The sequence below is a fragment of the Prevotella sp. tf2-5 genome (assembly GCF_900115435.1).
GTDB lineage: Bacteria > Bacteroidota > Bacteroidia > Bacteroidales > Bacteroidaceae > Prevotella.
The window spans coordinates 1-12,239 of the sequence record NZ_FOWK01000011.1 but is presented as its reverse complement, the minus strand read 5'-3'; the positions used below and the strand labels follow the sequence as shown (position 1 = coordinate 12,239).

The following is a 12,239-nucleotide window of genomic DNA, read 5'->3' as shown; positions in this document are numbered from 1 at the left end:
CCTCAACGTTTAATGATTACATAGATAATGACGGGAGCACCTATCAACGGGGTTACCGCGTTCAAGGGGATGACACCCGTCTCACCAGGAAGGACGGTGATCAGATTACACAAAAGGGCTATCACGGCACCCATCAGTATGGTGGCAGGAAGCAGGGAACGGTGATTGTCTGTTGTCAACAGAAGCCGTGTGATATGTGGTACGGCAAGTCCGATGAATGCTATCGGTCCGCAGAACGCTGTGGTGACCGCTGTCAGGATACCTGTCACTATCAAGAGCCAGTTACGGGTACGGATGATGTTGACACCTAAGTTCTCCGCATAACGGTCACCCAGCATCAAGGCATTGAGAGGTTTGATCAGTAACAGACAACCTAACAGCCCCAACAAGGTGATGCTGGCAAAGACAGGCATCATCCTCATCGAGACACCTCCAAAGGACCCCATGCCCCATACCATATAGGAACGCACCCCCTCGTCTGTCGCAAAGAAATTAAGAAGGGAGATGGCTGAGTTGGAGATATAACCGATCATGATACCGATGATCAACAGCATCACGTGATTACGTACAATTGTGGAAAAGAAGAAGATCAGCGTCATCACCGCCATAGCACCCGCAAACGCAGCTGTCAGGACAGCGACAAACCCCGACAGACTGACGGAGCCTGCGGAGATGCTGCCTCCCAAGAACAACATCACCAGAGCGACACCCAGTCCTGCCCCGCTATTGATACCAAAGATACTCGGACCCGCTAAAGGGTTGCGGAATGCCGTCTGCAACATCAGTCCACTGGCTGCCAATGCCCCTCCGCAGAGTATTGCCGTCAGTGCCTGGGGCATACGAGACTCCAGAATGATATATTGCCACGAGGGTTTGACACTCCCCTCTCCCATCAGTATACGAATCGTATCCTCCACAGGAATAGAGACAGAGCCCATCATCAGGTTAAGGATGAAGAGTACGACGATGACCAGTGTCAGTCCTGTGCAGTATATGACTCCCTTATTCATTCAGATGATGATAATAACGCAATGCAGACGCTGATTTCTTGTCGGGATGGAGTATCTGGATGAAGTCACTCAAGAGCCAGTCAGGACGGAATGGTGACTCCTCATAGAACAACGACAGCTCGACATTACAGCCATAGACATTCCTGTCAGCAAAAGCCTGCAACTGTTGGTAGCCGCGATACTCACTCAGTAACTCATGGTAAGTCTGTTGATGATCACTGCTATAACGATAGATCCACACCTCGGCATCACCAGCACGCTCCAGTACTGTCTCAAAAGGCAGGGAGAGACTGCCACCGTGAGTGTCATCCTGCCAGGCATAACGTCCGCCGGCATCCAGTATCATCTGTCCGATGGTGCTCTTACCTCCCGGCACATACCAGACGGAACCAACTATCTTATCCACAAGGACAGAACGTCCTTGTCCCATCTTCCGGGCTTCCTCCTTTAACGACAGGTAGTTCTTCTCTACCACGTCAAAAAGACTATCCGTCTTCTGTTCCTCTCCGAAGAGCATCCCGTAGAACTTCATCCATTCCGCACGGGCAAGCGGAGTATTCTCCATATATTCCGCACACTCCACCAGCGGGATGCCTATCTCCTCCAGTTTACCATAGCCCCCACTGTTCTCAAACGGGGAGAGCATGATGATATCCGGTTTGATATCCATGATCTTCTCCACCACAGGACTCAGTCCATTACCACAGTCAGCGACCTTACCTTTCCTGACTTGTTCGTGAATGAAAGGGATCTTGATATATTTCAAATCGGCGACACCGACGATATTCTCTCCATGACCCAGCGTGTTCAGCAGGGAACAATGGACAGTGGTAAAGACAGCGGCACGTTCTACGGGAGTGCGGATAATAGTACCATGAGGGAGGTCTTGGGGGAGTTCACTTTGACGAGGAACGAGGATATAGGTATGCAACAGCATTCCTTCCTTCCAAGGATTACGGATGTCCACCTCCGTATAACCCTCATGTTGGACGACAGAGAGTAATGAAGAGTATTTAAGATGTAAAGTGTCGCCACCCTCCTGTGAGAAACCTGTCCGGTTCCCACAGGAAGACAGCGACATTGCCACAAGGGCAAATATAAGGAGATTTCTAATGATATTAATACTTAACCTCCTCATAGGATACATAGAAGTCAATAGCAGCAGGACCTACGCCACAGGAGTACTCCTTGATTGGAGAGCCATACTGGTCATACTCAACGACATATCCGTTGGCGGAATAGTCAGGAGTATTGGGAGTATCTGCCTTCTCGCTATAGGATGCCACGAAGATATGGTTTGTCACCGGGTCAGCTGTCACGACATTGGGATAGAAGAACTTGTTGACACCAGAAGGGATGTCTTTCTTGACACCAGACTGGATGTTATAGACCATAAAATGATCCACGCTCTTACCATACTCAGAGCAGTCTGCCGCTAAGATGTTATATCCGACGAACGTAGCGTTCGTGCAGTCGAACAGTGTCGTCACATTACCGGTTTCGAGTTTGGCAAGACGTATACCACCCTTCACATCAGCATAGTTACCCTGATCCAAGATGTAGAGATCGGTACCAGCCACAGCCACATCAGTAGGATTGGTGATCTTGCTGTCAGTGATGGTCGTGGACTCTTTCGTACTCACGTTGATCACAGAGATGGATGCCTTTGTCTGGGCACCATAGTCGGAGTTGGCGACAAACAACAAACTTCCGGAAATTGCGACACCTTCAGGATAAGAACCTACGGTATAGACATTCTTCAACGCAAAGGACGTCGTGTCAATAGCGGCTACATAACCGTTACCCTCTGTCGTCGTCTCCCAAGTCTCAGAATTAAAGGTGTTAGAGCAACCGCCATAGGTTGACACATAGACGATGCCGTCAGCACCTACCAGGTGGCGGGGAGCGACACCCTTGTCAGCACCCATCAGGTTAGTGAGTTTCAACTGTGCGATAGACGCCAGTGTCTTGGCATTCACAATCTCCAGGGTATTCTCGTCTGTGACAGCGATATACATCTTGTCGCCATAGACCATGATGTCGTTAGGAGTACCACCCAGTTTACGACCGTTCTTAGCATAGAACTGATCATTGACAGAGGTTCCTGTGGCATAGTCTATATAGGTCAGACTACCATCGATACCGCTCCATACATTACCAGAGCAGATCACAAAAGCGCCATTTGTCACAGGAATGGTATAGGTACCACCTCCATTGTCTTTGTCATTACAAGCGGTAAAGAGTGTCGCACTCAGTACTACCGCAAAACTTAAAAGATACTTTTTCATGTTACATTAAAATTTATAATTAATGGTTACTTGATAACTACGTCGTGGCATCGGATAATGTGACACAATCTCGTACTGTGTGTTGAACAGGTTCTTGAGGTCGAGACGTGCCTCTATCTGGTGTCTGCCGAAAGTCAACTGACGGTAGGCGGTGACACCGAAATCCATATAGCCGTCAATCATCGTCCCGCTATAGTGGTCGTTATTGGGCCACCGACTGCTCACCCCCACTCCATGCAGCGATACATTCACCCACGGGTTCTCGAAAGTCAGCGCCAAACTGCCTGTATGCTTAGGCATATACGCTATCTGTTTCTTATAGTTAGGTGACTCGGGGTTAAAACGGTTCTCCACCTTCTGGTAACTGTAGTTGCCGGAAAACAAGAGAGCATAACGTGGAGAGAAACGGTAAGACGCCTTGATGGTGGCGTCCATACCATAGGTGTACACCTTGCCGATGTTCACACAGGTCCATATAAACATATTATAAGGTATAGCGACTATCATGTCCTTCACATGGTTATAATAGCCGTCAAGCGTCAAATAGAGATGCCAGTTCTTGGAACGGGTATGGGAGAAGGTGACTCCGATGTTATACTGATCCGTCAACTCCGGTTGGAGGTTCGGGGAACCATAGTGATAGAAATAACTCTCGTTGAAAGTCGGAGAACGGAAGATATTCTTATAAGAGGCACGTACATAGAGGTCGTACGCCTCCAGCAACCGGTATGAGAGGGACACAGAAGGAGACAGTCTTCTCATGTTACCGGCGGAGTTCTTCTGTATATCAATCCTGTCCACGTCGGGGACATCCTTCTGTTCGTTGAGATAAAGGGAATAGAGCAGTCTTCCTAAGACCGTCAGACGTTTGTTGTGGTATTTCGCCGTAGCAGACTGCAGTAACGTATGGCGAGACGGTCGTCCCGTGACGGCACGCCAGGAACTGCCATTCAGGTTATTGAAGGCATAGTCTGCCGAATAGTCGAAAGTCCAGTGGTCATCAGGAGCATAAAGCAATGCCACAGAGGTATAGACCTCTCTTTGCCAATAACTGGCGTCATTGATACCACCTGGTTTCAAAGCATCCTCATAGATAGAGGCAGACCAGTTGAACTTAGTATTCCACTTCAACGACAGCTTTTCTCCCCAGCGAGTCTGATACATCATCTGGGCGAAGAAATTCCGGTCCCGGAGATTCTCCCCGCTGAGGTTGGTATAATAACGCACCAGTCCTGGCAACTGTCGGTCATTGTCATAATAATAGATCTTTCCCGACAAGCGGTTGACAGCGTTGATGCTCCACAGGAAGTTCAGCTCCCCATGCCCGCTGTTCATCCTGCTATTCGCACGACGGTCGTGGATAGTCTGCAGTCCGTTCTGCAACTCATACGGATAGTCATTCTCCGCATAAGTATATTCCCCAACGGCACTGAAGGCAAACTTGTCGGAGAAGTTCTGCTCATAACGGAGGAAAGGACTGACATAGCCGAAAGAGCCGAACTTCACCTGTGTGGTGAGATGAGCTCTGGTGTCCGCTGTCGGCAAACGGAGTGTCTGGATATTCAGTACGGCAGGAGTCGTCACCTGACGGGCGGGAATGAAGATGTCATCATTATCACCTATCACCAACGAGAGGTTGTCGACATTATCCAGCGAGTAACGGGAAAGGTCTATCTCACCACTCTGGCACTCTGAGAGCATCACCCCGTCATAGCATACCCCCGTATGCTTGGCACCGAAGCCACGTACGGAGACCGTCTTCATACCTCCTGCCCCACCATAGTCACGGATGGTGATACCAGGCAGTCGATGGAGGGCGTCGGCGATATCCGTCACTCCCATCGTCAGCATGTCCTGACGATCTAACAGATGCAGGGGTGCCGTACTGGTGACAGTATGCTTCCGTTGGGTCTCCGTAATCGTCACCTCCTCCAACTGATGCACACGACCAGTGATGGTATCTGTCTGTGCCACAGCACTTAACGACATCCACGAAACACCCAGAAATGTGACAATCTTTTTCATCCTTTGTTCTAATGAACTTTTTTGCAGATGCAAAAGTAATACATTATACGCAAATGACAAAAATAATCATTCATTTTTTACTTCAAGAATCCGATAGACGGCAGGTATATCCACATAGCGGCGGATATGGTCGGCAAGTTTGTCGTATTGTTGTTCCTTAAAGGTATGGTAATCAAAAGCCGGAGTGCTCTTCACCTTTTCCTTATAAGGACGGAGCAGATAGTCCACAAACGAGGTGTTGTCAAGAATACCATGAACGTAGGTTCCGATACAACGGTCCTCTATCAGTATCACCTCGTCAGTATCACTGATACCCTGATGGATCTCATAACCCTGACATGTCTTACCATCAAACAGGAAGGTCACCTGACGGGTAATCTTCTCCGCTGTGATCGTAGTATGGACAGGTAGCAGACCCAGTCCCGGCATATTGGTGATGTCACCCTCAAAGCCCTCTGGATCCTCAACAGACTGTCCCATCATCTGATAACCACCGCAGATTCCCAGGATGGTAGCCCCGCGACGACGGGCACGGATAATCGCCTCCGCCATCCCATGACGACGCAGGTGATACAGGTCGTCAATCGTCGATTTCGATCCAGGTAGGATGACGATGTCAGCATCATTCAGGTCGTCGGGTGTACTGGCATAATAAAGATGGACACGAGGATCCTGTTCCAACGCATCGAAATCGGTGAAGTTACTCATATGACGGAGTAACACCACTGCGACATTGATCATGGACCGTTGACTGTTATAGGATTTCCGTTCCAAAGACACACTGTCCTCTTCCTCTATATGAATATCGTTGTAATATGGGATGACACCCAAGACGGGGACATGACAGAGTTCCTCGATGATCTTCACACCGTCTCTGAACAGTTCTATGTCACCGCGGAATTTATTGATAATGATACCTTTGACATGCTTGCGCTCTTCTTCCGTCATGAGCATGATACTCCCATACACACTGGCAAAGACACCTCCTCTGTCAATATCGGCAACTAAGATGACATCTGCCTTCGCATATATCGCCATCGGCATGTTCACCAGATCTATTTTACGGAGGTTGATCTCAGAGACACTCCCCGCTCCCTCCATCACAACAGGGTTATAGACGGACGCAAGACGGTCGAAGGCGGCATGTACCTCCTTACGTAACTCATCCCTGCCCTCATTACGGAAATAACTGCCTGCCGACTGGTTGCCAACGGGTTTCCCGTTCAGTACCACCTGGGAGGTGTGGTCCGACTGAGGTTTCAGCAGGATAGGATTCATATCCGTATGACAGGGGATTCCTGCCGCCTCTGCCTGTACAGCCTGCGCACGTCCGATCTCCAAACCCTCTGAGGTGGCATAGGAGTTCAGTGACATATTCTGTGCCTTAAAGGGTGCCGGGTGATATCCGTCTTGCAGGAACACACGACAAAAACCAGCAGCTATCACACTCTTACCCACGTCACTGCCTGTTCCTACGAACATGATTGGATGAAGTCTCTCCGTTTTCAATTCTATATCCTCCACTCTCAACTATAAACTCTCAACTATAAACTCTCAACTAAATAAAGATGGGTATAACTTGCCAGCACGTTCTTGTAACGGAATACTGGCGTGTCTACGGGTTCCCCTTTCGCATTATAGACCTGTGTGACACTCTTGGGTATGTCTCCCAGGAACTGTGTATAATGAAACTCATGACCTCGGTACTCCTTGCCGTCAAGCATAAAACGACGATAGCCCAAGGAGAGCCTGCGGTCTGCTTTCCGTGCGGAAATCTTATAGGGTAATACCCCACACATCGGATACTCACCCATTCCCGCTGACGCGCCAACCCGTAGCCTTTCGTCTGTAACGATTGACTCACAGAGATACATCATACCGCCGCATTCTGCCTGTATGCGACCACCACGTTCCGCAAAGTCTTTGATAGCTTTCCTGCAGACTTCATTCCGCACCAATGCCTCTAAATGCTTCTCTGGATAACCGCCAGGCAGGTATAACAAGTCGATATCATCCAACTCCGGCACCTCCGTCTCCGGGTCGAAGAATGTGACCTCACCCAATGCGTCTATCGTCTCCTGGTAGAGAAAGGAGAACGACTCGTCATTGCGTGCTATCAGCGTTCTAAGAGTCTTTCCCATCTCACATTCTTTTTAAGTAAACTCACTAACTCACGACTCTCGGCTGTCTTCGAGAAATCCAATCCCAGATAGCGGGAACCTTGCTCTAAGGATGTTTGCTTAGGCAGATACCCCAGACATTCTATATGAAGGTCATCACATACCTGCTGCAGCATCTGAAAGTGTCGTTCACTACCTACCTTATTGAAAATGACTCCCACAATACGGACATCCTTGTTGAAGTGTATAAAGCCAGACAGTAGCGGTGCCATCGAATAGGCAGCTGACTTCGCATCCACCACCAGTATCACAGGAATGTCCAGCACACGGGCTATCTCTGCCGTTGATCCTTTGTCACGGTCATAGCCGTCAAAGAGTCCCATCATACCCTCCACGACACACACGTCAGCATCCTGTCCATAGCGGACGAACAACTCCCTGACGTGTTCTGGAGTAGCCATAAAGGTATCAAGATTCACCGACGGTCTTCCACATACTGCCGTATGGAATTTCGTATCGATATAGTCAGGACCACATTTAAACGGTTGTACCCGATAGCCCTCCTGTGTCAGAAGAGCCATCAGTCCCCGTGCGACCGTCGTCTTTCCCGACCCGCTCGTTGGTGCCGCTATCAGAAACTTCCTCATGATCAGTCTTTTTCTCATATTATTTATTTATCCATCTTTTTGAAGACAAATCTTACCAACAGGAAATTCACGGGTATGGAAACAGCATAGACTCCCACTGGAGCCATCTCGGCACTCATACCTGTCCAGATGAAGAAATTCAGCAGACCCATCTGCAACAGGTAGTTCACGATGTGAGCCACACCGAAACCAGCTCCGTTCTTAGCAGAGGTCTTCTTGCGGAAGATGTAGTAGGCGCTCATGTAATAGTTGAAAATGAATCCGGCAATATATCCCGCTGTCCATGCTATATTCACGTTCATCACCAGTTGCAGCAGCCAGTATACTCCATAGTGGATAACCGTCACCAGTGTACCCACTATGGAAAACCGAATCATTTCTCCGATCGTCTCTTTATTGATATTGAGTTTCTTCATGTTGTTACTTTAAAAGGTACAGACCTTTATTCTTGCAAAGTTACTAATTATTTTTGTTATTGCCAAAATATGTAGCATTTTCATGCAGGAATATTAGCAAAAATAATTATGGGGGTAATACCCGTCCTATGACATATTCTGCAACTATGTGGAACCATATATCTTTAAAAAATCCATTGAAAGACTTGCCTTTGAACTGCTTTTTTCAATTTCGCGGAATATCTTTGGCATATTCCAAAATAAATTGTAATTTTGCACCCCGGAAAAAAGTTTTTGTTAAACAAAAGATTGTTATGAAGATTAAATTTTTCTTTATTATTTGGTGTTTGTCCCTGCTGACAGTTCTCGAAGCGCAGGGCGAAAACGTGACGTTCCGTGTGCGCTCATGGGACGCAAAAAACAACCAGGTGGTGACCACCACCGACACAAAGGATGCCACCGTGCTCAGCGGTGAGCACGAGAACGACTGGATAGCCCTCGGCAACGGCTACTACGTGGTGAATTCCCATACGCAGTACAAGGTGCTCAACATCACTGGCAACGACGTACACCTCATCCTCTCGAACGGCGCTGAGCTCAACTGCGTACACGTGAAGCTGAAAGACGGCTACAAGCTTCACATTCACGACGTGTCCGACCAAAGCTCGGGCAAACTCATCGTGGAGAATCATAAAGAGTATACTAAAAAAGCCGGTAAAAGAAAATATGGCAATGGTTCCTATACAACTACCCACGGCGTTTATCACACAGCAGCAGGCATCGGCACCGGCGGTTCCGAAGATGGTCCTATGGGCAGCCTCTATGTACACAGCGGAACGGTCGAAGTCTACCAAGGCGGATTAGGTGCTGCCATCGGTGGCGGTCTTGAGTGGGGCATCGGTGTCAACAGCGAGGTGACAATCTTCGGTGGTATTGTCGAAACTCACGTCTTTAGCGACAACTATTCCGGTGCTGGCATTGGCGGCGGCATGAAAGCCAATCAGGGTGGACCGATAAACATCTATGGCGGTACCGTGGGATCTATGATTGATGGAGATTGGCAATCATGCTCGCATGGTGCCGGCATCGGCGGCGGCGGATGGGACGGCAACGGCGGCACAGTGAATATCTGGGGCGGCCATGTCATTGCTATCGGCGGAAAAGATGGTTGCGGCATTGGCGGCGCCGACGGTGGCAAGGGTGGCGACGTACACATCTACGGTGGCACGGTAGAAGCACGCGGTGGTGAGAAATGCTCAGCTATCGGCGGCTACAGAGGCAAGGACAAGGGCACCATCACCTTTGCCGACAACCTGAAGGTCATGGCCGGAACTGCAACACGTAAAGAGAGAGGCAATTATGAGCTCAAAACCAATACTGAGCGTGTGTTCACCAACGCCGAGCGCGAGGCTGCATGCCAGTATCGTACATGGGCAAAGGTGGAAGCCTGCCTACATACTGCGCCTGCCGACGGCAGCGACAAAACAGAGGCTATCTATTACACCATTGATGACAAGAATACCCACACCAAGCATTGCCGCTACTGCAACGCTACATGGAAGGAAAGTCACTACGACGTGACCTGCGTCTGTGGCAAGAATTCAATGGTACAGATCGGCATCCATAATCCTGGAACAACAGAGAATACTTACGCAGCTGGCATTCTGAAAATCGTAGGTGCCGGCAAGCAGTTCACTATGCCAGCCTGCAGCGTGCCCGAGGGCTACGAGTTCAAAGGATGGGAGAAGGATCCCACAGAAGAGAATGAAAACAAATGGTGTCACACACCGGACGGCCTCGTTCAGCCACAGACATCGATAACCGCTGAGGCTGGCATGGACTATGCCAAGTACTACGCCCGTTTCGCCAAAGTCTATACCACCTCATGGACATGGATAAGGACTGCCGGTGGCGCACAGGCAACGGTGACCATCAAACACAAAGGTGAGACCGTAGCATCGGAGACATCAGGCTCCTCAAATAAAATGAACATCACCTCGGAATACCTGACGGAAACGATGACGGTAGATGACCAAGAGGTGGAAATCATCATCGGCACGCGTTACAACGCTACTTGCAACTGGACCAACTCTGACGGGCATACCTATGAATTTACCGACAGCTATGACGTCGTCGATGACCTCACCCTCCAGAACGGCAGTGACAACACCGAAGCCATCAGCGAAAACATTTTATGTCCTGTCAACGTTGAGCTCAACGGTCGCACACTCTACAAAGACGGCAAGTGGAACACGCTTTGTCTGCCATTTGACATCTATGACTTCACCGGCACACCGCTTGAAGGCGCTACGGTGATGACGCTGGATGTGGAGGGTACGTATGGCGACAAGAAGACCGGCTATGATGCCTCTACTGGTGTGCTCTCGCTCTACTTCGAAGAGACCGACTGGATAGAGGCCGGCGTACCTTATCTCGTAAAGTGGGCAAGTGGCGACAATATCGAAAGCCCTGTTTTCAACAATTTCACCATTTTCAACGATGACCCCGACGAGACGAAGCTTGTCAGTGAGGACGGCAAGGTGACCTTCATCGGCAACTACGACCCCGTAGTGCTCACTGGCGGCGACAAGGGCAGCCTCTACCTTGGCGCAGATAACAAGCTCTACTGGCCCAGTGCCAACAAGACCGTCAATGCCTTCCGCGCCATTTTCAAGGTCGACACCAGCATTGCCAGCCAAGTACGTTCCTTCGAGATGAACTTCGACGGAGACACCGTTACTGGCATCGTCACCATCGAACAAGAAAAAGGCAACAACAGAGCCAACCGCTGGTACGACTTGCAGGGCCGTCAGATTTCAAATAGTAAATTGTCAAAGGGTCTCTACATCCACAATGGACAAGTAGTCGTGGTTAAGTGATTATTGATAAAGAATGGTAATTTCTCAAACAGAAAAGAATATGAAAAAACAATATATAAAACCCGACGTAGTAGTACTCGAGCTGAAATACAGCGGCATTATCTGTACCAGTCTGTATGAATTGCTGGATAGCAATCTGACAGACGACGGGTTGGTCTTCCCTCAAAGTGACGAAGGCTTAGACATCGACATTCGTTAGCAAAAAAGCCCTGGCACCAACATGATGCCAGGGCTTTTTTCTAAGATGCCTTCTTAATACTCATCCTCGTTGAAGAGGAAATGTTACTAAGAATAGTAATGATGATGTTATTTTGTTATCCAGTCAAGGGAAAGGTTTTTATCCTAAGCAATTAATAACAGATAGAGAAAAGCTTTTAAAAAAATATAAAGTTATCATTACTTATGCAATGTCTGGTGGTAATAAACCTTCATCTAATGGCGATTATCAAGTTGTTTCTTCACTACAGGTATTGACTCCCAATGAAGTTTGTACAGAAACATATTTAATAATGGGCACTTATGATTGTGAATCGGAAGCAAATAATATGTGCACTTATGTTTCAACGAAAACATTTCGATTCCTTTTGTTACAGGCTCTTACTTCTATACATATAACAAAAGATAGTTTCCAATTCGTCCCCCTCCAAGACTTCTCAAAGCCATGGACGGACGAAGAACTCTACAAGAAATACAAACTGACTGATGAGAAAATCCAGTTCATCGAATCAATGATTAAGCCAATGGAATAAAAAGTAATAAAATAACAACGGCGCTCTTTGACAAGTTTTTGATTGGAATGTTTTGCTAAATCGGAAAAACATTGTATCTTTGCATCATAAAAAGCAAAGAACTATGGAAGAGAACAATTATCAACG

At 48.3% G+C, this 12,239-nt stretch carries 9 protein-coding genes and 1 pseudogene; 3 read left to right on the top strand and 7 right to left on the bottom strand.

The window, feature by feature from the left end:
* Positions 1-2: 2 nt before the first annotated feature.
* The 7 genes and pseudogenes from BM257_RS11345 to BM257_RS11315 all read right to left on the bottom strand — a co-directional run bounded on the left by BM257_RS11345 (position 3) and on the right by BM257_RS11315 (position 8,506).
* The gene (locus BM257_RS11345; protein ID WP_092072612.1) at positions 3-1,010 is read right to left on the bottom strand and encodes an iron ABC transporter permease; all 1,008 of its coding nucleotides are present in this window, start codon (positions 1,008-1,010) and stop codon (positions 3-5) included.
* Positions 1,003-2,148: an ABC transporter substrate-binding protein gene (locus tag BM257_RS11340; RefSeq protein ID WP_177216101.1), complete on the bottom strand. Its 1,146-nt coding sequence runs from the start codon at positions 2,146-2,148 to the stop codon at positions 1,003-1,005. The genes BM257_RS11345 and BM257_RS11340 overlap by 8 nt, the downstream gene beginning before the upstream one ends.
* On the bottom strand, positions 2,129-3,298 hold the full coding sequence (locus BM257_RS11335) for a YncE family protein (RefSeq protein WP_092072609.1): 1,170 nt from the start codon (positions 3,296-3,298) through the stop codon (positions 2,129-2,131). The genes BM257_RS11340 and BM257_RS11335 overlap by 20 nt, the downstream gene beginning before the upstream one ends.
* 6 nt (positions 3,299-3,304) lie before the next feature.
* The gene (locus BM257_RS11330) at positions 3,305-5,323 is read right to left on the bottom strand and encodes a TonB-dependent receptor (RefSeq protein WP_092072606.1); all 2,019 of its coding nucleotides are present in this window, start codon (positions 5,321-5,323) and stop codon (positions 3,305-3,307) included.
* Between the two features lie 66 nt (positions 5,324-5,389).
* Positions 5,390-6,805: a cobyric acid synthase gene (locus BM257_RS11325; RefSeq protein ID WP_092072603.1), complete on the bottom strand. Its 1,416-nt coding sequence runs from the start codon at positions 6,803-6,805 to the stop codon at positions 5,390-5,392.
* 62 nt (positions 6,806-6,867) lie between these two features.
* Positions 6,868-8,108: pseudogene (locus BM257_RS11320) on the bottom strand (cobyrinate a,c-diamide synthase).
* Positions 8,109-8,113: 5 nt separating this feature from the next.
* Entirely contained in the window at positions 8,114-8,506 is a 393-nt protein-coding gene (locus BM257_RS11315; RefSeq protein WP_092072600.1) for a GtrA family protein, read from the bottom strand.
* A gap of 293 nt (positions 8,507-8,799) precedes the next feature.
* Here BM257_RS11315 and BM257_RS11310 point away from each other — a divergent pair, with 293 nt between their 5' ends.
* The 3 genes from BM257_RS11310 (at position 8,800) to BM257_RS14600 (ending at position 12,113) form a co-directional block, all read left to right on the top strand.
* On the top strand, positions 8,800-11,364 hold the full coding sequence (locus tag BM257_RS11310; protein WP_143096840.1) for a hypothetical protein: 2,565 nt from the start codon (positions 8,800-8,802) through the stop codon (positions 11,362-11,364).
* A 13-nt stretch (positions 11,365-11,377) separates the two neighbouring features.
* A complete protein-coding gene (locus BM257_RS11305) occupies positions 11,378-11,563 on the top strand; it encodes a hypothetical protein (RefSeq protein ID WP_092072594.1) in 186 nt (61 codons plus the stop codon).
* A gap of 112 nt (positions 11,564-11,675) precedes the next feature.
* Positions 11,676-12,113 (top strand): hypothetical protein, encoded by a 438-nt coding sequence (locus BM257_RS14600; protein ID WP_143096839.1) that lies wholly within the window; start codon positions 11,676-11,678, stop codon positions 12,111-12,113.
* Positions 12,114-12,239: the final 126 nt, after the last annotated feature.